Annotated in this window: 22 protein-coding genes; 10 read left to right on the top strand and 12 right to left on the bottom strand. The window is 59.6% G+C overall.

Translation table 11 applies throughout. The features are described 5' to 3' along the window. Positions 1 to 68: 68 nt before the first annotated feature. The 4 genes from ABH909_RS15700 to ABH909_RS15685 form a co-directional block, all read right to left on the bottom strand. Positions 69 to 1,253, bottom strand: coding sequence for a porin (locus ABH909_RS15700; protein WP_429434691.1), 1,185 nt, complete (start codon positions 1,251 to 1,253; stop codon positions 69 to 71). Positions 1,254 to 1,462: 209 nt separating this feature from the next. Continuing rightward, positions 1,463 to 2,269 (bottom strand): sulfite exporter TauE/SafE family protein, encoded by an 807-nt coding sequence (locus ABH909_RS15695; RefSeq protein WP_429434689.1) that lies wholly within the window; start codon positions 2,267 to 2,269, stop codon positions 1,463 to 1,465. 9 nt (positions 2,270 to 2,278) lie between these two features. Further along, positions 2,279 to 3,523 carry an FAD-dependent oxidoreductase gene (locus ABH909_RS15690; protein ID WP_429434687.1) on the bottom strand — a complete coding sequence of 415 codons (1,245 nt, stop codon included), beginning with the start codon at positions 3,521 to 3,523 and terminating at the stop codon, positions 2,279 to 2,281. A 62-nt stretch (positions 3,524 to 3,585) separates the two neighbouring features. Beyond that, positions 3,586 to 3,921 (bottom strand): ArsR/SmtB family transcription factor, encoded by a 336-nt coding sequence (locus ABH909_RS15685; protein ID WP_026331709.1) that lies wholly within the window; start codon positions 3,919 to 3,921, stop codon positions 3,586 to 3,588. Between the two features lie 103 nt (positions 3,922 to 4,024). On the opposite strand from ABH909_RS15685, the gene ABH909_RS15680 reads away from it, so the two are divergent. After that, entirely contained in the window at positions 4,025 to 4,888 is an 864-nt protein-coding gene (locus ABH909_RS15680) for an MBL fold metallo-hydrolase (RefSeq protein ID WP_429434685.1), read from the top strand. Between the two features lie 593 nt (positions 4,889 to 5,481). Here ABH909_RS15680 and bkdR read toward each other — a convergent pair. Beyond that, on the bottom strand, positions 5,482 to 5,970 hold the full coding sequence (gene bkdR / locus ABH909_RS15675; RefSeq protein WP_017339472.1) for a Bkd operon transcriptional regulator BkdR: 489 nt from the start codon (positions 5,968 to 5,970) through the stop codon (positions 5,482 to 5,484). A gap of 185 nt (positions 5,971 to 6,155) precedes the next feature. Between bkdR and ABH909_RS15670 the strand changes: the two genes are divergently transcribed. The 6 genes from ABH909_RS15670 (at position 6,156) to ABH909_RS15645 (ending at position 12,886) form a co-directional block, all read left to right on the top strand. After that, positions 6,156 to 7,391, top strand: a complete 1,236-nt coding sequence (locus ABH909_RS15670; protein ID WP_429434683.1) for a 3-methyl-2-oxobutanoate dehydrogenase (2-methylpropanoyl-transferring) subunit alpha — start codon at positions 6,156 to 6,158, stop codon at positions 7,389 to 7,391. Position 7,392: 1 nt separating this feature from the next. Next, complete coding sequence (locus ABH909_RS15665; protein WP_007895121.1) at positions 7,393 to 8,451, top strand: alpha-ketoacid dehydrogenase subunit beta; 1,059 nt, start codon at positions 7,393 to 7,395, stop codon at positions 8,449 to 8,451. Further along, positions 8,452 to 9,720, top strand: a complete 1,269-nt coding sequence (locus ABH909_RS15660; protein WP_429434680.1) for a dihydrolipoamide acetyltransferase family protein — start codon at positions 8,452 to 8,454, stop codon at positions 9,718 to 9,720. A 3-nt stretch (positions 9,721 to 9,723) separates the two neighbouring features. Next, a complete protein-coding gene (lpdA, locus tag ABH909_RS15655; protein WP_429434679.1) occupies positions 9,724 to 11,106 on the top strand; it encodes a dihydrolipoyl dehydrogenase in 1,383 nt (460 codons plus the stop codon). A 288-nt stretch (positions 11,107 to 11,394) separates the two neighbouring features. Further along, a complete protein-coding gene (locus tag ABH909_RS15650) occupies positions 11,395 to 12,414 on the top strand; it encodes a branched-chain amino acid aminotransferase (protein WP_427623586.1) in 1,020 nt (339 codons plus the stop codon). 130 nt (positions 12,415 to 12,544) lie between these two features. Further along, positions 12,545 to 12,886 (top strand): hypothetical protein, encoded by a 342-nt coding sequence (locus ABH909_RS15645; RefSeq protein ID WP_429434676.1) that lies wholly within the window; start codon positions 12,545 to 12,547, stop codon positions 12,884 to 12,886. Here ABH909_RS15645 and ABH909_RS15640 read toward each other — a convergent pair. Then, positions 12,876 to 13,802 (bottom strand): LysR substrate-binding domain-containing protein, encoded by a 927-nt coding sequence (locus ABH909_RS15640; RefSeq protein WP_429434674.1) that lies wholly within the window; start codon positions 13,800 to 13,802, stop codon positions 12,876 to 12,878. The two genes, ABH909_RS15645 and ABH909_RS15640, sit on opposite strands and share 11 nt — an antisense overlap. A 104-nt stretch (positions 13,803 to 13,906) precedes the next feature. Between ABH909_RS15640 and ABH909_RS15635 the strand changes: the two genes are divergently transcribed. Beyond that, positions 13,907 to 14,515, top strand: coding sequence for a LysE family translocator (locus tag ABH909_RS15635; RefSeq protein WP_429434672.1), 609 nt, complete (start codon positions 13,907 to 13,909; stop codon positions 14,513 to 14,515). On the opposite strand, the gene ABH909_RS15630 is transcribed toward ABH909_RS15635, so the two are convergent. Continuing rightward, positions 14,512 to 15,276, bottom strand: coding sequence for an ArsR/SmtB family transcription factor (locus tag ABH909_RS15630; RefSeq protein ID WP_429434669.1), 765 nt, complete (start codon positions 15,274 to 15,276; stop codon positions 14,512 to 14,514). The two genes, ABH909_RS15635 and ABH909_RS15630, sit on opposite strands and share 4 nt — an antisense overlap. Positions 15,277 to 15,356: 80 nt before the next feature. Here ABH909_RS15630 and ABH909_RS15625 point away from each other — a divergent pair, with 80 nt between their 5' ends. Further along, positions 15,357 to 16,463, top strand: coding sequence for a cytochrome P450 (locus ABH909_RS15625; RefSeq protein WP_429434666.1), 1,107 nt, complete (start codon positions 15,357 to 15,359; stop codon positions 16,461 to 16,463). A gap of 8 nt (positions 16,464 to 16,471) precedes the next feature. Here ABH909_RS15625 and dmeF read toward each other — a convergent pair whose 3' ends face one another. After that, positions 16,472 to 17,392, bottom strand: a complete 921-nt coding sequence (gene dmeF / locus ABH909_RS15620; RefSeq protein WP_429434663.1) for a CDF family Co(II)/Ni(II) efflux transporter DmeF — start codon at positions 17,390 to 17,392, stop codon at positions 16,472 to 16,474. Between the two features lie 351 nt (positions 17,393 to 17,743). On the opposite strand from dmeF, the gene ABH909_RS15615 reads away from it, so the two are divergent. After that, the gene (locus ABH909_RS15615; RefSeq protein ID WP_429434660.1) at positions 17,744 to 18,079 is read left to right on the top strand and encodes a hypothetical protein; all 336 of its coding nucleotides are present in this window, start codon (positions 17,744 to 17,746) and stop codon (positions 18,077 to 18,079) included. Positions 18,080 to 18,342: 263 nt separating this feature from the next. Here the strand turns inward: ABH909_RS15615 and ABH909_RS15610 are convergent, their stop codons facing one another. The 4 genes from ABH909_RS15610 to ABH909_RS15595 form a co-directional block, all read right to left on the bottom strand. Continuing rightward, the gene (locus ABH909_RS15610; protein ID WP_429434658.1) at positions 18,343 to 18,681 is read right to left on the bottom strand and encodes an FKBP-type peptidyl-prolyl cis-trans isomerase; all 339 of its coding nucleotides are present in this window, start codon (positions 18,679 to 18,681) and stop codon (positions 18,343 to 18,345) included. Positions 18,682 to 18,827: 146 nt separating this feature from the next. Further along, positions 18,828 to 20,081, bottom strand: coding sequence for an OprD family porin (locus ABH909_RS15605; protein ID WP_429434655.1), 1,254 nt, complete (start codon positions 20,079 to 20,081; stop codon positions 18,828 to 18,830). Between the two features lie 94 nt (positions 20,082 to 20,175). Next, complete coding sequence (locus ABH909_RS15600; RefSeq protein WP_429434652.1) at positions 20,176 to 21,480, bottom strand: CitMHS family transporter; 1,305 nt, start codon at positions 21,478 to 21,480, stop codon at positions 20,176 to 20,178. Between the two features lie 100 nt (positions 21,481 to 21,580). Next, on the bottom strand, positions 21,581 to 22,663 hold the full coding sequence (locus ABH909_RS15595; protein WP_429434649.1) for a 4-oxalomesaconate tautomerase: 1,083 nt from the start codon (positions 22,661 to 22,663) through the stop codon (positions 21,581 to 21,583). Positions 22,664 to 22,730 lie beyond the last annotated feature (67 nt).

The following is a 22,730-nucleotide window of genomic DNA, read 5'->3' as shown; positions in this document are numbered from 1 at the left end:
TGCCTGACACTGCGCTTTCGCGAGCAAGCCCGCTCCCACATTGGATCTGCGTTGTGCCGATTACGGGGTTACCAGGTCAACACCGCCCCCACCGCAAATGTATCGGTGTCTTCATTCTGGGCGGTGGTGTCGTGGCCATTGATTTCGAACTGGTTGTACTCGGCCACCAGCTTCAGGTTGTCGTTGACATCATGGAACAGCGCAATGCCACGGGTCTCGTAATCGGCGCCGCTGCCGACCACGCCGTTGCCGTCGTCCTCGGTCTTGCCGTAAGACAGGGCCAGGCGGTTCTTGCCCAGTTTGTAGGAGCCCTGCAACAGGTAACCGTCGCTGTCGACATTGCGCAGGGTCGGTTCGCCGGCGTTGTTGGTGAAGAACGGGTTGATGCCCTTGGCCTGGAAGCCGGAGCCGGTCAACGACAGCCCGCCCATCTTCGCCTGCACGCCGTAGCCGACGCCTTTGGAGGTGACGGACTCGACGCTGGAATCGGTGTTGTCCGAAGTCTGGTAGCTGCCGTTGAGCCAGCTGTAAATCTTTGCCCCACCAAGGTCGAACTGATAGGTGATCTCGCTCTCGGTGCGCGGGTTCTCCTGATAGGCCTTGCCCGTCGCGCTGCTGTCGTTGGTATCGACCGGGTCCATGATCCCGACCGCCACCCGCAAGCCGTCCATCACCGGGGTACGATAGGTGATCTGCGACGTCGGAAACGGGTACGGATAACCGCTGCCGATGTTGCCGAACGACACCCCGCCGCCGTCCACCAGGCCCAAGGTATCGCTGACCTGGCCATAGCCGGCAAGCAATTCGTCGAGCAGGATGTTGGAGCGGGCAAACAGACCGAAGTCCTTGCCGACCAGCACCTCGCCCCATTCTGGGTTGGCCACCGTGCCGTAGAACTGACGCACGTCGATGGCGGTGTCGGTGCCGTTGGTTTCGCTGTCGTTGATGGTCACCCAGAACGAGGCGCGGGCGCCGAGTTTAAGATCATCGACCTGCTTGCCCATGTTGAAGCCCAGGTAGTTGGGCAGAAATCCCATCTTCACCCGCGCCTGGCGCCGATCGTACTGCTCGCCGGCCCGGTCCACATCGCTGTTCACGTAGAAGGCATTGATGTAGCCATCCGTGGAGAACGTGGTCTGGTCCTTGTCGTACAGCATGATCTCGGCCTCGGCCATTGAGCTCAGGCCAAGGGAGGACAGGCTGGCGATGAAGGCCGGCAAGAAACGATGCTTGAAGTTCTTATTGTTGTGCATGACGCGCTCCGCAACGGGGGACTTGATGTCGGAGGCGATTATCGAAAGTGGACCGGCGGCGTCATACGCTGCCTTGGGGGCGGTTGTCAGCTGCTTTGGATTGGCGAGTGGTGCGCGGCAAGTTCGGTGTAAGACCGCCCGCCGGGCAGGCCCGGAACTTAGGGTGTACGCCTGTGGACCCGACTGGCGTCCACAGGAACCGGTGCCGGCTAGGCGAGCGCTCTAAACAGCATGTAAACGGCGATTACTACGCAGACGCTGGCGAAGCCGATCTGCAACCCTCGGGCCGGCACCCGCGCGCAGAGTTTTCGACCGAGGATCATCCCGAGGATGCTGGCGACAATGAACGACCCGCCCAAACCATCGAGCCGCACCCCGGCATGAAACGCACCGATCACGCCGATTACCGAGATCAGGCTGATCACCATCAACGACGTGGCGACGATGCCGCGCATCTGCACATCGGTCAGTTGCTTGAACGCCGGCACAATCAAAAAGCCGCCACCGACCCCGAGCAGCCCGGAGACAACGCCCGTCACCGCGCCGAGTGCGGCCAGGGTCGCGGTGCATTTGGCGGTCCAGGAAAAACGCCCGGTCTGCTGATCGAGCATGCAGTTCTTCTGGCCCCAATTGGCGTGGCCATGGTCGCTCGGGCCGTCGTCGGGCTTTTCCCGGCGCAGCATCCGCCAGGCCACCATGACCATCAGCAGGCTGAACAGAACCATCAGGATCTTTTCCGGCAACTGGTGGGCGAAGTAGATGCCCACCGGCGAAAACACCGCGCCCAGCAGTGCAATCAGCAACGCGGCACGATAGCGCACCAGGCCATGGCGCAAACCGTCGATCGCACCGATCGCCGCCGCACTGCCCACCGCGAACAAGGCGACGGGCGCCGCTTGGGTCATGGTCAAGCCCAACCCCAGCACCAAGGCCGGCACCGCAAGAATACCGCCACCGGCCCCGGTCAAACCCAGCACCAGGCCCATGACAACGCCGAAAAAACTGGCCAGCAACATAGGGTTCTCTCAGTCAACCTTGGACAGACGGGTCAGCCATTCACGGCCCTTGAGCAGGCCATTCCAGTAGAACCACGGCAGCAGGGTCGCCTTGAGAAACCAGGCTGAACGACGCGGCACGGTCGGGTCGAGGGGAAAGGTCGGCAGCAATTTACCGGCGTAACCGAACTCGGCGAGAATCACCTTGCCCTTCTCCACCGTCAGCGGGCAGGAGCCGTAGCCGTCGTACTTGAGTGGCAACGGCTGTTGCTTGCGCAGGGCCAGCAGGTTTTGCGCCACCACCACGATCTGCTTGCGCGCGGCGGCGGCAGTTTTAGCGTTGCTGGTGGAACAGACATCGCCCAGCGCGAAGACATCCGGATAGCGCACATGTTGCAGGCTGTGCGGGTTCACTTCGCACCAGCCAGCGGCGTCGGCCAACGGGCTTTGGCGGATGAAATCCGGCGAGACCTGAGGCGGCACGACGTGCAGCAGGTCGAAGGTTTTTTCTTCTACGGTGACGACACCTGCAGCGTCCTTGACCTCGAACCACGCGGTTTTCGATGGCCCGTCAACCTTGACCAGATTGGAATTGAAAGCCAGCCGGGCGTTGTACTTTTCGATGTACTTCATGAGTGGCGGCACGAATGTCGCCACGCCGAACAACGCAGCGCCAGCCAGATTGAACTCGACGTCGAATTTGTTCAGAACGCCAGTTTTACGCCAGTGATCGCAGGACAAGTACAAGGCTTTCTGCGGTGCACCGGCACATTTTATCGGCACCGCTGGCTGAGTGAAGATCGCTTTGCCGCCGCGCAATCCCCGAACCAGTTCCCAGGTGTAGGCCGCGTGCCGATAGCTGTAATTGGAGGTCACGCCGTTCTGGCCGAGGGTGTCCTGCAAGCCTTCGATTTTTTCCCAGGCCAGGCGCAGACCGGGGCAGACCACGAGATTCTGGTAACTGACGGTGCGGCCATCGTCGAGGGTCAGTTGTTTGCTGTCGGGGGCGATATCAGTCACGCACGCCTGCAACCAGGTGGCCTGACGCGGCATCACCGAGGACATCGGGCGCACGGTGTTTTTCACCGAGTAAGCACCGCCGCCCACCAGCGTCCACGCCGGTTGGTAGTAATGCTGCCTGTCGGGTTCGATGACGGTGATGTTCAAGCCTGGATCGCGTTTCAGCAGGCTGGCAACCAGGCCAATGCCGGCAGTCCCGCCGCCTATTACCACGATGTCGGCACTGATGGATGGGCCCCAGTGTTGATCGTTCATCATTCATTCCTTGTTATTGCACGCATGGCGCCGGGTGCAGTCCCGCATTACGGCTATCAGGCTCAGCCCCAGCTTTTCAGCACCGCCCCGCAATAAAGGCCGGACAGCGTCTTCATCACCTGAATCACTTCGTGACTGGCTAAACCATAGAATATGTACTTGCCTTCACGACGGGTGGCGACCAATCCCTCGTCGCGCAGGATGCCCAGCTGTTGGGACAGGGTGGGCTGGCGCACGCCGGTCATTTTTTCCAGTTCGCCGACGTTGCGCTCGCCCTGGGTCAATTGGCAGAGAATCAGCAAGCGGTCCTCATTGGCCAAAGCCTTGAGCAGCGCGCAAGCCTTGGAGGCCGAGGCCCGGAGCTGGGCGACTTCACATTCGGTCAGACTGGATTGCATTTGCAGGATGCCTTCGACGTCACTTAAGCTGCGGACATTATGTTTAAACATAAAGTGTTGCAACCGGTTATTGCCCTCCCGTCCCTTTCCACAGGTTCCTGCCATGTTTGCGTTGATTGAAGCCTTCCTCGACCCCGCCTCATCGACCTACAGCTACGTGATCTACGAACACGATGGCGGGCACTGCGCGATTGTCGACCCGGTGCTGGATTACGACCCCGCCGCCGGCCGCACCGCGACCGTCCAGGCCGACAAAATCATCGCCTTCGTGCGCGACCATCAGTTACAGGTGCAATGGCTGCTGGAAACCCACGCCCATGCCGATCACCTGTCCGCCGCGCCGTATCTGCGTCGGGAATTGGGCGGCAAGATTGCGATCGGTGAGTCGATCAGCAAGGTTCAGGACGTGTTCAAGACGCTATTCAACCTTGAACCGGAATTCAGGGTCGATGGTTCACAGTTCGATCACCTGTTCGCGCCGGGCGAGTCATTCCGGATCGGCAATCTCAAGGCCACGGCCCTGCATGTGCCCGGGCATACCCCGGCGGACATGGCCTATCTGATCGATGGCGATGCGATTCTGGTGGGCGATACATTGTTCATGCCGGACGTCGGCACCGCGCGCTGCGACTTTCCGGGCGGCAACGCCAACCAGATGTTTGCCTCGATCCAGAAACTGCTGGCCTTCCCCGCCAGCGTTCGCCTCTACGTCTGCCACGATTACCCGCCCCCGGGCCGCGCCCCGCAATGCCAGAGCACGGTTGGCGAGCAGCGCAAAAGTAACATCCATATTCATGACGGCATTGATGAGGCCACCTTCGTCGCCATGCGCACCCGGCGCGATGCCGGGCTGGGCATGCCGACGCTGTTGTTGCCGGCGATTCAGGTGAATGTGCGGGCGGGGAATTTGCCACCGGCGGAAAACAATGGCGTGACTTACCTGAAGATCCCGATTAACAAGCTATAAATCAAGATCAAAAGATCGCAGCCTTCGGCAGCTCCTACGGGGCCGGATGCATCCGCAAGATCACGGTGCATACGGTCAATGTAGGAGCTGGCGAAGCCTGCGATCTTTTGATCTTCAATTGGCCAACGTCAACCCTTTGGCCGGCAACGGCAGCGCCGTCTAGTGATGCATCCGCAAGATCACGGTGCATACGGTCAATGTAGGAGCTGGCGAAGCCTGCGATCTTTTGATCTTCAGTTGGCCAACGTCAACCCTTTGGCCGGTAACGGCAGCGCCGTTTAGTGATGCATCCGCAAGATCACGGTGCATACGGTCAATGTAGGAGCTGGCGAAGCCTGCGATCTTTTGATCTTCAGTTGGCCAACGTCAACCCTTTGGCCGGCAACGGCAGCGCCGTTTAGTGATGCATCCGCAAGATCATGGTGCATACGGTCAATGTAGGAGCTGGCGAAGCCTGCGATCTTTTGATCTTCAGTTGGCCAACGTTAACCCATTCGCCGGCAACGGCAGCGCCGTCTTGTAGTGATGCATCCGCAAGATCACGGTGCATACGGTCAATGTAGGAGCTGGCGAAGCCTGCGATCTTTTGATCTTCAGTTGGCCAACGTTAACCCATTCGCCGGCAACGGCAGCGCCGTTTTATACCGCACCTGCTTGAGCGCAAAGCTCGAACGGATGTTCGCCACCCCCGGCACCTTGGTCAAAAAATCCATCATGAAGCGTTCCAGCGACTGAATGGTCGGCACCAGTACGCGGATCAGGTAATCCGGGTCGCCGGCCATCAAATAGCACTCCATCACTTCCGGGCGATCCGAAATCGCCTCTTCGAAATGCTGCAACGCCTCCTCCACCTGTTTCTCCAGACTGACGTGAATGAACACATTCACATGCAGCCCCAGCAGGTCGGCATCCAGCAGGGTCACTTGCTCACGAATCAGCCCTAATTCTTCCATCGCCTTGACCCGATTGAAGCACGGTGTCGGCGACAGGTTCACCGAGCGCGCAAGGTCGGCGTTGGTGATGCGCGCGTTCTCCTGAAGGCTGTTGAGAATGCCGATGTCGGTACGGTCCAGTTTGCGCATGAGACAAAACCACCTGTTTTTTATGTTTATGAAGAATTTTTATCCTCAAATGATCTCAAGCGCAACGAAACAGAGAGAAATATTCTTCTTGGCCCGGCCTATGATTGTTGTAGGACAAGAATTCTTTTACCGAAGAATGACTGCCAGCTCACTACAAGAAATTCACAAGATCGAGCGTAGAAGCCATGAACCAAGCGTACGAACCGCTGCGCCTGCACGTTCCCGAACCTTCGGGCCGCCCCGGCTGCAAAACCGACTTCTCCTACCTGCATCTGACTGACGCAGGCTTGGTGCGCAAACCCCCAATCGACGTAGAACCGGCCGACACGGCTGACTTGGCCAAAGGCCTGATTCGCGTGCTCGACGATCAGGGCAATGCCCTCGGCCCATGGGCTGAAGGCGTGCCCGTCGAGATCCTGCGTAAAGGCATGCGCGCCATGCTCAAGACGCGGATTTTCGACAACCGCATGGTGGTCGCCCAGCGTCAGAAAAAAATGTCGTTCTACATGCAAAGCCTTGGCGAAGAAGCCATCGGCAGCGCCCAGGCCCTGGCCTTGAACATCGACGACATGTGCTTCCCCACCTACCGTCAACAAAGCATCCTGATGGCCCGCGACGTGCCGCTGGTGGACCTGATCTGCCAACTGCTGTCCAACGAGCGCGACCCGCTCAAGGGCCGTCAGTTGCCGATCATGTACTCGGTCAAAGACGCCGGTTTCTTCACCATCTCCGGCAACCTCGCCACTCAATTCGTCCAGGGCGTGGGCTGGGGCATGGCCTCGGCGATCAAGGGCGACACCAAAATCGCCTCGGCCTGGATCGGCGACGGCGCTACCGCTGAATCGGACTTCCACACCGCCCTCACCTTCGCCCACGTCTACCGTGCGCCGGTGATCCTCAACGTGGTCAACAACCAGTGGGCGATCTCGACATTCCAGGCGATTGCCGGTGGTGAAGCCACTACTTTCGCCGGACGCGGCGTCGGTTGCGGCATCGCCTCCCTGCGGGTCGATGGCAACGATTTTGTCGCGGTGTACGCCGCCTCTTCCTGGGCCGCCGAACGCGCCCGCCGCAACCTCGGCCCGACCATGATCGAATGGGTCACCTACCGCGCCGGCCCGCACTCGACGTCCGATGATCCGTCCAAATACCGTCCTGCCGACGACTGGAGCCACTTCCCGTTGGGCGATCCGATTGCGCGCCTCAAGCAGCACCTGATCAAAATCGGTCAGTGGTCTGAAGAGGAACACGTCGCGGTCAGCGCCGAACTGGAAGCCGAAGTGATCGCCGCGCAGAAAGAAGCCGAGCAGTACGGCACCCTCGCCGGCGGCCAGATTCCAAGCGCCGCGACCATGTTCGAAGACGTCTACAAAGAGATGCCGGAGCACTTGAAGCGCCAGCGTCAAGAGTTGGGGATCTGACATGAACGATCACAACAACAAAATCGAGTTGGAAACCGCCATGACCACGACCACCATGACCATGATCCAGGCCCTGCGCTCGGCCATGGATGTGATGCTTGAGCGTGACGATAACGTCGTGGTGTTCGGCCAGGACGTCGGTTATTTCGGCGGCGTGTTCCGTTGCACCGAAGGGCTGCAGAACAAGTACGGCACCTCCCGGGTGTTCGATGCGCCGATCTCCGAAAGCGGCATCGTCGGCGTCGCTGTGGGCATGGGCGCTTACGGTTTACGGCCGGTGGCCGAGATCCAGTTCGCCGATTATGTTTACCCGGCGTCGGACCAGATCATTTCCGAAGCCGCCCGCCTGCGTTATCGCTCGGCTGGCGAATTCACTGCGCCGATGACCCTGCGCATGCCCTGCGGCGGCGGCATCTACGGCGGCCAGACCCACAGCCAGAGCATCGAGGCGATGTTCACCCAGGTCTGTGGTTTGCGTACCGTCATGCCGTCCAATCCTTACGACGCCAAAGGCCTGCTGATCGCCTCCATCGAAAACGATGACCCGGTGATCTTCCTCGAGCCAAAACGCCTGTACAACGGCCCGTTCGACGGCCACCACGACCGTCCGGTAACCCCGTGGTCGAAACACCCCGCCGCACAAGTGCCGGACGGTTACTACACCGTGCCGCTGGACGTCGCTGCCATTGCCCGTCCGGGCAAGGACGTGACCATCCTGACCTACGGCACCACTGTTTATGTATCGCAAGTGGCGGCTGAAGAAACCGGTATCGACGCCGAGGTCATCGACCTGCGCAGCCTGTGGCCGCTGGACCTGGACACCATCGTCAAGTCGGTGAAAAAAACCGGCCGTTGCGTGATCGTTCACGAAGCGACCCGTACTTGCGGCTTCGGCGCTGAACTGGTCGCCTTGGTGCAAGAGCATTGCTTCCACTACCTGGAAGCGCCGATCGAACGCGTCACCGGTTGGGACACTCCCTACCCGCACGCGCAAGAGTGGGCGTATTTCCCTGGCCCGTCCCGAGTGGGCGCGGCTTTGCATCGGGTTATGGAGGTCTGAATGGGCACGCACGTTATTAAAATGCCGGACATTGGCGAAGGCATTGCAGAAGTTGAACTGTCTCAGTGGCACGTCAAGGTCGGCGACATGGTCGTCGAAGATCAGGTGCTGGCCGATGTCATGACCGACAAGGCGATGGTCGACATCCCGTCCCCGGTGCATGGCAAGGTGATTGCACTGGGCGGCCAGCCTGGCGAAGTCATGGCGGTGGGCAGCATTCTGATCAGCATCGAAGTCGAAGGCGCGGGCAACGTTAAAGAGTCGGCTCAGCCAGTAGCGGTTAAAGAAGCACCCGCTGCAGCGCCAAAAGTTGAAGCCGTTGTTGAAAACAAACCGATTGCAGCGCCTCGCCCGGCCGCCGCGTGCCAAGGCCCTATGGTTGCGCGCGAGGCCGATGAGCGCCCGCTGGCCTCCCCGGCCGTGCGCAAACATGCGCTGGACCTCGGCATTCAATTGCGTCTGGTGCGTGGCAGCGGCCCTGCCGGTCGGATTCTGCACGAAGACCTCGAAGCCTGGCTGGCTCAGGGTCAGTCAAATGCATCGACCGCCACTGCCGCTTACGCCCAGCGCAACGACGAAGAGCAAATCCCGGTGATCGGCATGCGCCGCAAGATCGCCCAGCGCATGCAAGACGCCACTCAGCGTGCCGCCCATTTCAGTTATGTCGAAGAAATCGACGTCACCGCCGTGGAAGAACTGCGCGCACACCTGAACGAAAAACACGGTGCCACTCGCGGCAAGCTGACGCTGCTGCCGTTCCTGGTCCGCGCGCTGGTCGTGGCTCTGCGCGACTTCCCGCAGATCAACGCCCGTTACGACGACGAAGCCCAGTTCATCACCCGCCTCGGCGCGGTGCATGTGGGCGTCGCCACCCAAGCCGACATCGGTTTGATGGTGCCGGTGGTGCGTCATGCCGAAACCCGCAGCCTGTGGGACAGCGCTGCGGAAATCTCCCGTCTGGCCACCGCCGCGCGCACTGGCAAGGCCAGTCGCGATGAGTTGTCCGGTTCGACCATCACCCTGACCAGTCTCGGCGCCTTGGGCGGCATCGTCAGCACGCCGGTGTTGAACCTGCCGGAAGTGGCGATCGTCGGCGTCAACAAAATCGTCGAACGGCCGATGGTCGTCAAAGGCCAGATCGTGATTCGCAAGATGATGAACCTCTCCAGCTCCTTCGATCACCGCGTGGTCGATGGCATGGACGCGGCGCAATTCATCCAGGCCATCCGTGGTTTGCTCGAACAACCCGCCACCTTGTTTGTGGAGTAAGAGATGCAGATTTTGAACACCACGCTGCTAATCATCGGCGGCGGCCCTGGCGGTTATGTGACGGCGATCCGTGCCGGTCAACTGGGCATTTCGACCATTCTGGTGGAAGGCGAATCGTTGGGCGGCACCTGCCTGAACATCGGCTGCATTCCGTCGAAGGCGTTGATTCACGTCGCCGAACAGTTTCACCAGACGCAACATCACAGCCAACACTCGGCGCTGGGCATCAGCGTGTCGGCGCCGACCCTGGACATCGGCAAGAGCGTCGAGTGGAAGGACGGCATCGTTGATCGCCTGACCACCGGCGTTTCGGCGCTATTAAAGAAGCACAAGGTCCAGGTCATTCAAGGTTGGGCCAAAGTGATTGACGGCAAAACCATCGAAGTCGGCGACACGCGCATTCAGTGCGAGCACCTGGTGCTGGCCACCGGTTCGAAAAGCGTGAACCTGCCGATGCTGCCGATTGGCGGGCCGATCATCTCTTCTACCGAAGCCCTCGCACCGACGTCCGTGCCGAAACACTTGGTTGTGGTCGGCGGCGGTTACATCGGTCTGGAACTGGGGATTGCCTATCGCAAGCTCGGTGCCGAGGTCAGCGTGGTCGAAGCGCAGGATCGCATCTTGCCGGCCTACGACGCCGAACTGACCCATCCGGTACACGAAGCGCTCAAGCAACTCGGTGTGAAGCTTTACTTGAAGCACAGCGTTGAAGGCTTTGATTCTGTTAGCAATACACTGCAAGTTGTTGACCCGAATGGCGACACCTTGAACCTGAAAACCGATCAGGTACTGGTAGCCGTCGGTCGCAAACCCAACACTCAAGGCTGGAACCTCGAAGCCTTGAACCTGGACATGAACGGTTCGGCGATCAAGATCGACAACCGCTGCCAGACCAGCATGCGCAACGTCTACGCCATCGGCGACTTGAGCGGCGAACCGATGCTCGCGCACCGGGCCATGGCTCAGGGTGAAATGGTTGCCGAGCTGATCAGCGGCAAACACCGCGAATTCAATCCGACCGCCATCGCTGCCGTGTGCTTCACCGACCCGGAACTGGTGGTGGTCGGCAAGACCCCGGATGAGGTCAAGGCTGCGGGGCTGGACTGCATCGTGTCGAGTTTCCCGTTCGCCGCCAATGGCCGGGCGATGACGCTGGAATCGAAAAGCGGCTTCGTGCGGGTCGTGGCGCGGCGGGACAACCATGTGATTGTTGGTTGGCAGGCGGTGGGTGTGGGCGTGTCGGAGTTGTCGACGGCGTTTGGCCAGAGCCTGGAAATGGGCGCTCGACTGGAAGACATCGCCGGCACCATCCACGCGCATCCGACGCTGGGTGAGGCGGTGCAGGAAGCGGCGTTGCGTGCCCTTGGCCACGCGCTGCATCTGTAAACGCGGTCAACTGTGGCGAGGGAGCTTGCTCCCGCTGGGCTGCGAAGCGGCCCTCTGCTAACTTCCAGACACACCGTGTTGTCTGGATTTACGACTGCTTCGCAGCCGAGCGGGAGCAAGCTCCCTCGCCACAGGATTTCGAACGATAAGTAATCGGCGGCAAATTTAATGAGCGAGCCGATAGTCCGGGCTGCGAAATAGCCCCGGAATGAAGTATTGTTGTCCCCATCCAGAAAAATGTCAGAAGCCTTGAACCGTTTCGGCGGTTGTTAAGTGATAGAGGGTGTCATGGGTAACGAAAGCATCAATTGGGACAAGCTGGGTTTTGACTACATCAAGACAGACAAGCGCTATCTGTCGCACTGGCGTAATGGCGAGTGGGACAAAGGCACCTTAACCTCTGACAACGTGCTGCACATCAGCGAAGGCTCGACTGCCCTTCACTATGGCCAGCAGTGCTTCGAAGGCCTGAAGGCCTACCGCTGCAAGGACGGTTCGATCAACCTGTTCCGCCCGGACCAGAATGCCGCACGCATGCAACGCAGCTGCGCACGCCTGCTGATGCCGCAGGTGTCCACCGAGCAGTTCGTCGAAGCGTGCAAGGAAGTGGTACGCGCCAACGAGCGTTTCATCCCGCCTTATGGCACCGGCGGCGCGCTGTACCTGCGCCCGTTCGTGATCGGCGTGGGTGACAACATCGGTGTGCGCACCGCGCCCGAGTTCATCTTCTCGATCTTCTGCATCCCGGTCGGCGCCTACTTCAAGGGCGGTTTGACCCCGCACAACTTCCTGATCTCCAGCTACGACCGCGCCGCCCCACAAGGCACCGGCGCAGCCAAGGTCGGTGGCAACTACGCCGCCAGCCTGATGCCGGGCTCCCAAGCCAAGAAGGCGCACTTCGCCGACTGCATCTATCTGGATCCGCTGACCCACACCAAAATCGAAGAAGTCGGCTCGGCCAACTTCTTCGGGATCACCCACGACAACAAATTCGTCACCCCGAATTCCCCTTCGGTGTTGCCGGGCATCACTCGTCTGTCGTTGATCGAGCTGGCCAAAACCCGTCTGGGCCTGGAAGTGGTCGAAGGTGACGTGTTCATCGACAAGCTGTCCGACTTCAAGGAAGCCGGTGCCTGCGGTACTGCCGCGGTGATCACGCCAATCGGTGGCATCAGCTACAACGACAAACTGCACGTGTTCCACAGCGAGACCGAAGTCGGCCCGATCACCCAGAAGCTCTACAAAGAGCTGACCGGAGTACAGACCGGCGACGTCGAAGCGCCAGCAGGCTGGATCGTCAAAGTTTGACGCGACTGTCCGCTTGAACATAAAAGCCCGGCCATCACATTGAAGGCCGGGCTTTTTTTCGTCCGCGAATCGTGGAAAAGGTCAGTACACTTGCCACGTCCAACAGTGATCAACGGGTGTCATTAAAACCATGGGAAAACTCTGGCGAAAGTATCTGGCCTTGCTGGACACCGACTTCACCGCGCAAGTATTCGACAACATCAAGAACCTGCTGGTGTGCGCCTTGCTGTTCGCGGCGGGTACCAACGCGTTGCACAGCGATCAGTACTTGTTCATGGGGGTTCTCACCTCAAACCTCGCCGGTTGGGGGTTGATCCTGCTGTCAGCGGTGCTGATGCTGCTCAATATCAGCGACGGCCTGCGTCGGCTGTCCCGGTTGCCGTATCACACGGCGTTCCAGATCATTCTGTTTCTGGTTTACATGATCCTGGCAGTGCGAGTGGTGGAAATAGTCTGGGACTTCAGGGCGTAGCAATCACCACACGAGGTGTTTGCCAACGCAGCTCATCCTGAGCAATCCGGGCAAACAACCACTCTACAAACACCCGGGTCTGCGCCGTCACGTCTGGCGCAACACCGTAGTAATAGCGCGGCAACGGCACGCGCAACTTGGGCAATGGGCAGATCAACTGTCCGCTCAAAAGATGGGAGCCCAGCAAAGAGGTCGGGCACAAGGCAATGCCCTGCCCCTCCCCGGCGGCCTGAAGCACCAGGTGCATGTGATCGAACTGCCGGGTGACCTGAGTGGCTGACAGACTTTGACCAAAGTGCATCGCCCAATGGTGCCAGTCTTCGCGACGCGCCTTGGCGGTCAGTAACGTGTGCCGGCTCAGCGAAGAGAGGTCTTCAAGTGGCAGGCGCTCGATCAGCGAGGGCGCCGCGACCAGTAACAGTTCGTCTTCGAAGAGCGGTCGCGCCTCAATCGCTGGTGCCCAATCGTCACGACCCCGGCGAATGACGACATCGAACCCGTCGCGTGCCTGATCGGGTGCCTGGGTTTGAGTGATCACCTGCGGCTTGATGTCCGGGTGCTGCGCAATGAAGTCCGCCAGCCTGGGCGTCAGCCAAAGCACGGCAAAGGACGGACGGACATTAATCTTCACGGTAGGCAGCGCGGCATGTTGCTTGAGCGCAGTGGCAGCATTGGCGATCTGCGACAGCCCGGCGCTGACCTGTTCATAAAAGCGCTGGCCGGCCGGCGTCAGCACCGATTGACGAATGCGCCGCTCGAACAGCAGCACGCCCAAATAGTCCTCAAGCAACTTGATGTGCCGACTGACGGCACTGTGGCTGACATGCAGCTCTTCGGCCGCCAGCCTGAAACTCTGATGACGAGCAGCAACGGCGAAGGCGCGAACAGCATTAAGCGGCGGTAGTTGATTTTTCATGGGTCTAATTTAGTCATCTATGCGCTGTAATTAAAGCGTTTGTCATGCTCGTTTCGTCACGCCAATCTGCCAATACGCAGCCAGCGCCACCGACGGAGCAAGACATGAACAGCTATGGACTCTTTGTACTTTTCGCCACCCTGACCATTTTGAGCCCGGGGCCAGGCGTGGTCCTGACCCTGTCGAACGCGGTGCGACACGGTTGGACCGGGGCCGTGCCAGGCATTCTGGGGATCGCGTCGGGGGCGTTTGTCGTCGCCGCCATCAGCGCCACCAGTGTCGGGCTGATACTCAGCACCTCCGCGAACGCCTTTGCCGCGCTGAAATATGCAGGGGCCGCCTATTTGTTGTACCTGGGCTACAAAAGCTGGCGCTCGGATCGTTTCAGTACGCTGCTTGAAACGCGCCCCTCAAGCCCTGGCTATCGCTTCCTTGAAGCGGCTTCGATGCAGCTGTTGAACCCCAAGGCGGTGTTTTTCTTTCTGGCGGTGTTCCCGCAATTCATCGACACCTCAGCGCACTTCTACACCCAGTTCCTCAAACTGGTCGCTTCTTACGGTGTACTGGTGATTCTGGTGCATGGCAGCTATGCCTTGCTCGCCAATGCCGCCAAAGGCTGGTTGTCGAGCCCGAAGGGTTCCTGGCTGGCGGCGAAAGTCTCGGGCGTGACCTTCGCCGGCTTTGGCGTGCTCATGGCGTCATCGAGTCGTTAAGCCGCGGGGTTGGCGATCGCGCGGCGTCGGGTCTCGGTGAATGCAGGTTGTGCTGTCGCGGCTTGAACCGGCAGTTCCATGGCGAAACGGCTACTGAGTTCCTTACGCCCCAGCGCCGTCAACGCCAGCGCCCGACTGTCCAGGTCCTGCGTCACCCATTTGCGCTTGATCGCCGTTTGCAGGAATGCCGCGCCCAAGGCACCGCCCAGGTGCGGCCGACGCATGCTCCAGTCCAGGCACGGGCAGGCGAAGCGACGGCGCAAGGCACCGAGGTCTTTGACATCGATGCACAATCCTTTGAACAACGCCTCACCGCTGTCGCTCAGTCGATAAACCTGCTCATCGGTTTCCAGCAACCACCCCGCTTCGATCATCCGGTCATGCAGCAATACCGCCAGCGTGCCGGCCATGTGGTCATAGCAGGTGCGGGCGAATTGCAGGCGATCGGGGGTGCGCGGGTTGAACGTCGGCGCGGCGTTCTGGCCGATCACCATCAGCGCTTCCAGCGCCTGGGCCACGCGCTTGTCCGCGAGGCTGTAATAACGGTGACGGCCTTGAACGTGCAAACGTACCAGCGCCAACTCCTTGAGTTTTGCCAAGTGCGCGCTAGCGGTGGAGGCGCTGACTTCGGCAACCGCCGCCAGCTCGGTGCTGGTGCGGGCGTGGCCGTCCATCAGCGAACAGAGGATTTTCGTTCGGGCAGGTTCCGCAATGGCGGCAGCCACTTGAGAGACGCCGATGTCGTGTTGTTCCGCGTTCATATTTCGCTCCCGGACGAATCAAGGTCCTTTTGGACTGGAGATAGTAGCAACACTTTTCAACCACCAATAAGGCTGCGCCCATGGACCCGATCATCGCTGCGACTCACGCCGATCCCTACCCTTACTACGCGCAACTGCGCGCCGAGGGTGGGCTGGTTTTTCATCAGGGACTGAAACTGTGGGTGGCAAGCAGTGCCCGAGCCGTTGCCGCCGTGCTGGCGCACCCGCACTGTCATGTGCGGCCAACCCACGAGCCGGTGCCCAAGGCGATTGCTCAAGGCATGGCCGGCAAGGTGTTCGGTCAGTTGATGCGGATGAATGAAGGCGAGCGGCAGCGTTGCCCGAGGGCGGCGATTGAGCCGGGGCTGGCGCTGATTGATGTGAACGAGGTCAATGCATTGGTCGGTGCTCGGTTTATCCCACCAGGCGCCGACGGATTGTACGCGGCGATGTTTCGCGGGCCGGTCTGCGTAGTGGCGGCGTTGCTGGGGTTTTCTCCGGCTCAGGGCCGGGCCATTAGCGAGCTGACCGCAGACTTCGTCGCCTGCCTGTCGCCCCTCAGCGATCAGGCACAACTGGACACCGCCCATGTCGCGGCGGAACAGCTGAAGGGTTATTTCATTGAGCTTCTGGACGACTCGAACAATCGAAGCCCCCTGCTCGCCGGTATCCGGCAGCGTTTCGCGGCGACATCGACCGATGTTGAAACCTTGATCGCCAACCTGATCGGATTGTGCTCCCAGACCTATGAAGCGACTGCCGGGCTGATCGGCAATGCGCTATTGGCATTGATTCGAAACCCACAGTTGGATTCGGCTCAAGTTGACGACCTTATCGCTGAAGTCCAGCGCTTCGACCCGTCAGTGCAAAACACCCGTCGCTTCGTCGCCGCACCGTGTGAAATCGACGGTGTGAGCCTGAACACCGGCGACGTTATCCTGGTGCTGCTGGCCTCGGCCAATCGTGATTCGCAGCTTAATGACGATCCCGATTGTTTTTTGCTCGACCGCCCGAACCGTCGCAGCTTCACGTTCGGCGCGGGGCGTCATCAATGTCCGGGGCAGGTGTTGGCCTTAAGCATTTCCCGTGCGACGCTGGCTGAGATCCTGGCGATGCAACCTGCTTTGGACCGGTTGATCTGGCACTACCGTCCTTCCCTTAATGGGCGCATTCCGCTTTTTGCCTGAAAGACACTTCAAGCGTGGCGATGCTCGACCGTCAGGTGAGACAACTCATGAACCGGCGCCAGACGTTCGCGAATGGCATCGGCATTGACACCTGCCACGGCCACGACGCTGACAATCGCGGCCCGCGCCTGAGGGCCGACTTGCCAGACGTGAAGGTCACTGATGCGAACATCGCCCGTCGACTCGAGCAGCACCCGAATTTCGGCGGCGACGTGCTCATCGGTGGTGTCGAGTAACACGGCGGCGCTGTCACGCATCAAGCCATAAGCCCATCTCGCGATCACGATGGCACCGACGATGCCCATTACCGGATCGAGCCAGACCCAGCCCAGGTAGCGCCCGGCCAACAAAGCCACGATGGCCAGCACCGAGGTCAACGCATCGGCCAGTACATGTCGATACGCCGAACGCAGGTTGTTGTCGTGATGGTGAGCGTGGGCATGATTGTGATCATGGTCGTGATGTTCATGATTGCCCGATAGCAGAAACGCACTGACGATGTTCACTGCCAGCCCCACCACTGCAATCACCGTCGCTTCGGTGAAAGCCACCGTGGTCGGTTGAAACAGTCGCACGATGGATTCGCCAGCGATGCCGAGCGCTACCAGACCCAGCACTATGGCTGAAGTGAATCCTGCCAAGTCCCCGACCTTGCCGGTACCGAAGCTGAAGCGCGAATTGTTGGCATGCCGCCTGGCAAAACCGTAAGCCACCGCGGCAATGCCCAAGGCCCCGGCGTGGGTCGCCATATGAAAACCGTCCGCCAGCAGTGCCATGGAACCGGTGATGTAACCGGCGGCAATTTCGCCAATCATCATCACGAATGTCAGCGCCACCACCCACAATGTGCGGCGGGCGTTTTCATCGTGGGCGGCCCCTAGAAACAGGTGGTCGTGGGTAAAGTGCGAAGCCTGAGGTTTCAGGGTCATGGCGGTGGCCTCCATTTCGAAGTCTTCCCGTACACAGCATTCGTGATCGACAAATCCGTGTGAGAGCGAGCCTGCTCGCGATAGCAGTCTGACAAACAACGCAAACTCCGGCTACCGCAACAGGTGACATCGCTTTGCGTCAGGGCTTAAGGTGCTGATCCAACTGCCACCCAAAGATCAAAAGATCGCAGCCTTCGGCAGCTCCTACGCCGACCGGGTACACCCGTGGAATCGAAGCCGTACACAAATCCGTAGGAGCTGCCGCAGGCTGCGATCTTTTGGGGTAGCAAATATTCTCGATGGTTCAAGGCAGGAAACCGATCACAAAGGCAACATTCAGGGAGCAAAAAAATGAGCCTTCTCTACCAAGATCCAACAATGAGCCACGAGGAAGCGACAACGCTTCTAGCTAGCAACGTAGAAACCAACGTTGTCGCCGCATTGATTTCTATCGGCCTGAATGAGCAAGACAAGACCTGGGCTCAGAACACCTGCCTGAAGTACCTCGAGAGTGAGTCCGAATCGGTTGCAGCCGCTGCCATTACCGCGCTCGGTCACATAGCCCGCAGACAGGGTGATCTGGATTTGGGTGCTGTACTCCCGGCCCTTGAAAAGGTGAAGGAAAAATTCCCCTCACTGGAAGGGACTGTGGCGGACACCCTTGATGATATTGAGGTATTCACCTGACTTGCCGTTTAGCAAAGTAACACTGGCCGTGAAGCCGGGGCGCTGGATAAGACTAGTGCGCACTTGTGGCGAGGGAGCTTGCTCCCGCTCGGGTGCGCAGCAGCCGCAAAACTGGCGAGCGGAGATTTACCTGATACACCGCATGCACAGGTTTTGGGGTCGCTGCGCAACCCAGCGGGAGCAAGCTCCCTCGCCACAGATAGCAAAAAACCCGCCATCTCCTCACGGAGATGGCGGGTTTCTAGTTTCAACTCACACGGTTATCAATCATCCCGCGTCAGCACTTCCAGCAATTCAATCTCGAAAATCAGGTTCGAGTTCGGTGTAATCGCGCCCATCGTCCGCTCGCCATAAGCCAGATGCGCCGGCACCAGCAGCTTGCGTTTGCCGCCGACCTGCATGCCCATGATTCCCTGGTCCCAGCCCTTGATTACCCGCCCGGTACCAATCACGCACTGAAAAGGTTTACCCCGGCTGTAGGAAGAATCGAATTCAGTGCCGTTTTCCAGCCAGCCACGATATTGGGTAGTGATCAGCGCGCCTTTGACGGCGACTTTGCCATCGCCCACTTCAAGATCGATTATCTGCAGTTCATCATTCATTACATTCACTCTAGTGTGCGCTTGCCTAGAACAGGCTTCATGGGCGCCGTTTTCCCAGAAATGCGGACTATTGGCAACCGTTTCGCACTGCATCGGGCAGTATCGGTTGAGCGAGCAGACGGTGAGCCGGGTCTGACGCAGGCTTCCTACCAGAGAGCAATGTCGTAGGTGAAGTAGATCCGATTGCTGTCACGTCCACGCGCGAAGTCCGAACGGTAGACATAGTTGCGCAGCTTCACGCCAACACCCTTGAACGTGCCGCTCTGGACAACATAGGCCAGTTCCGTGTCGCGCTCGGACTCTTTGATATTGGTGTCGGACTTGCCGTCGTTGCCTTTGAGATAACGGGTCATGAACGTCAGCCCGGGCACGCCCATCGGTGCAAAGTCGTAACCGTAACTGAGCATCCAGGTCTTCTCGTCCTCTTCGATGAACTTGCCGATGCCGACGTTGCTGAATGAGTACACCGTCGCACCGCTGATGTATGGCAGCCCGGCGTCACCGCTGAGTTGTTGATAACCGCCACCAAAGGTGTGCCCCGCCACCGCGTAGGACAGCTGACCGCTAAGCATGTCGTTATCGATTTTCGAGGCGTAGGCACGGCCCGCGTCATTGCTGCTGAAATAACGCAGGTCGCCGGTCAACACCCCGGGGCCCAATGGCAGATCGTGCTGGATGCCGGCAAAGTTCTGGCGATAGAAATTTTCCAGTTCACCATAGAAGTAACTCAGACGGGTGTTCTTGCCGAGTTTGTAATCACCGCCGGCGTAGGTGAAATCGCCACCTTTGTCGCCTGAGTATCCGTCAGGAACAATCGACACGCTGTCGGTGGAATCGCGCAGCTTGAATCGGTCCAGATGGCCGCCAGTCAGGGTCAGGTTTTCGATGTCGGTGCTGATGACTTGCCCTCCCTCATAAGTCTGCGGCAGCAAGCGCGCATCGTTATAAATCAGTACCGGCGTTTTGGGCAGCAGGGTGCCGTACTTGAGGGTGGTCTTGGCCAGTTTGACCTTGGCCGCAGCCCCGGCGCTGGCAAACTCATCGGCGGCGCGACCGTCATCGTGTACCGGCAACAGACCGGTGCCACTGCGGCCACGCCCGGAATCAAGTTTGACCCCCAGCAGGCCCAATGCGTCAACCCCGAAACCGATAGTGCCGGGGGTGAAACCCGACTGGAAATCCAGCAGGAAACCCTGGGCCCACTCGGTGCGCTCACTTTTGGCGGTTCTGGCCGAACGCGCACTCAAGCCATGCTCATCGCGAAAGTTTTCGTTGAAATAAACGTTGCGCAGTTGCAGCTTCAATTTGCTGTCGTCGATGAAATCACTCGCACCGGCGGTGGCCACTGGCAACACGCCCAGAAGAGGAAGAAGCGCCCCGCGAGTCAGAAAATGGATCATGTCGAACTACTCATATTATTGTTTTGAGGATGCACGTGGCCGCGCGTCCGTCATCGGGAGCGTGGAGTTCTATCAGCGGCGAGTCAGGGGTGAATCAGGAGAACAGCGTCAAGGCACCGGTCAGCAGAGCCAGCGCGGTGACCACCAGGGAGGTGAGCACCGCCCATTTGACGGTGGCGCGCTGGAAGTCGCCGATATCGCGATCGACCATCCCCACCAACAACAGGGTCGAGGCCACCAGCGGGCTCATCAGGTGCACCGGTTGGCCAAGAATCGACGCCCGGGCGATTTCCACCGGATCGATCCCATAGGCCGCCGCCGCGTTGGCGAGGATCGGCACCACACCGAAGTAATAAGCATCGTTGGACAGCACGAATGTCAACGGCATGCTGGTGATCGCCACCACCAGCGGAAACAGGTGCCCCCAGGACGGTGGAATCCAGTCCACCAGGGTTTGCGCCAGGGCGTCGACCATTTTGGTACCGGAGAAAATCCCGGCGAAAATACCAGCCGCGAATACCAGCAGCACCACGGTCATGGCGTTGCCGGAGTGGGCGAGAATGCGCTCCTTCTGAATGTCCAGCTGCGGGTAGTTGATCATCAGCGCCAGCATGAAACCGATCAGAAACAGGATCGCGGAATGCATGATCCCCATCACCAGCGCGACCATCACAGCAGTCACCAGCAACAGGTTGACATAGGCAAGTTTCGGGCGTTTGTGCGGCGTATCCTCAAGAATCGCTTTGATGTAGCAATCATCGCCACCGCTCTGCAGCTGGGTATTGCCGATGCGTTTACGCTCGGTGCGGCCCAGCAGGAACGCGGTGAACACCACCCACGCGGCGCCACCGACCATGGTCGGCAACAACGGAATGAAGTACGCCCCGGCATCCAGCCCCAACGCGGCAATCGCCCGGGTCGCCGGGCCGCCCCAAGGGGTCATGCCGCTCATGATGCTCAGTGACAGCATGGCGATGGTCGCCAGAATCATCGGGTTCATGCCGATGCGCTTGTACAAAGGCAGCATCGCCGCGCAGGTGATCATGTAAGTGGTCGTGCCGTCACCGTCCAGGGCGACAGTCAGCGACAGCAGCGCCGTGCCGACCGCGATTTTCATCGGATCACCGTTGACCCGTTTGAGAATTTTGCGGATCAGCGGATCGAACAGTCCCGAGTCGATCATCAAACCGAAAAACAGAATCGCGAACAGCAGCAGCGCCGCCGACGGTGCGACCATTTTCAGGCCATCAAGCATCATTTTGCCGGTAGTCCCGCCAAAACCGCCGATAACCGCAAAGACGATCGGAACAACGGTCAACGCAACGATCGGTGACAGACGTTTGGTCATGATCAGAACGGTGAACACAACCACCATGGCCAAGCCGAGTAAGGCAAGCATAAGGCAACTCTCTTGTTGTTATTGGATTGTGTGGTCGACGCGCAGGCGAACGACTCTGAGCCCCCAGGCGACGCGATCGGCGACGCCTGGCGCGAGAAAACTACCCGGCTAGCCGTTGGGAAACCGGGGCATACACAAAGCCGGAAAACAGTCTTCGCGCGGTACGAACAACAGAGGCGCGGATTGTGTCACCGTTTTTACCGGTGTAGGACAACACGACATCGATGCCGCCGCTCGGGTGCTCGATCCGCACCTGTTGCAGACGCGTCCCACCGGTATTACCGAGCATCTGCGCAACCACACTGCCTTCGCTGACGCATGCCGTGGCCAGACCGATGGAACCGGTGATGGCCAGCGCACGGTGGCAGTTATGCGGCATGAAGTAGCGAACCTGCAACGTGCCACCGGTCTTGGCCGGCGCAACCAGCACAGGCTTGGGGATGACCTTGTCGCTGACGTCGCCCAGGCCCATGGCCACGCCGGCCCGCAACCGCAGGGTTTCGAGACGGCGCATAAAGTCTTTGTCGGCGTCCAGCTCGGCCGGAGATTCATCGCCGCGTTTGCCCAGGTGACGCGCCTCGATGATCAGCATTGGCATGGCCATGTCGATGCAGGTCACCGGAATGTCATCGAAGCAGTCCTGGGTGCTGCCAGTTGGAAACAGCTTGCCGGTTTTGCTGCCCGCTGCGTCAAGGAATGTCAGTTGAACCGGTGCCGCGCTGCCAGGCACACCATCGATGGCGGTATCGCCTTCATAGCTGACTTGGCCGTTTGGTGTCTGCACATCAGCGGTGATGAAGGTGCCTGTGTTGAGATTGCGAATCCGCACGCGGGTCAACTCACCGACCGCCTTGACCAGGCCCTGCTCGATGGCAAACGGTCCGACCGCACAGAGCATGTTGCCGCAGTTCGGGGCGGTATCCACCCGACGCTGAGACACCATGACCTGGACGAACAGGTAATCAACATCGGCGTCGGGATGCAACGACGGGCTGACGATGGCGACCTTGCTGGTCTGCGGGCTGCCGCCGCCGATGCCGTCGATCTCCAGTTCGTGACCGGAGCCCATCACAGCGAGCAACAGTTCATCGCGTTCTTCAATCGAAACCGGCAGATCCCAGGCGAGAAATACCGGTCCTTTTGAGGTACCACCGCGCATCAGCACACAAGGAATTCGTTGCATGGCCACTAACTCTTGTTAATCAATCGGGGTAATTGATGTCTTGCAAACAAGAGTGACAGGGAAGTAA

The organism is Pseudomonas sp. BS3782 TE3695 (assembly GCF_050435305.1).
In the GTDB taxonomy this organism is placed as follows: Bacteria; Pseudomonadota; Gammaproteobacteria; order Pseudomonadales; family Pseudomonadaceae; genus Aquipseudomonas.
The sequence above is the reverse complement of the archived record's forward strand: the minus strand, read 5'-3'. Positions and strand labels throughout refer to the sequence as shown.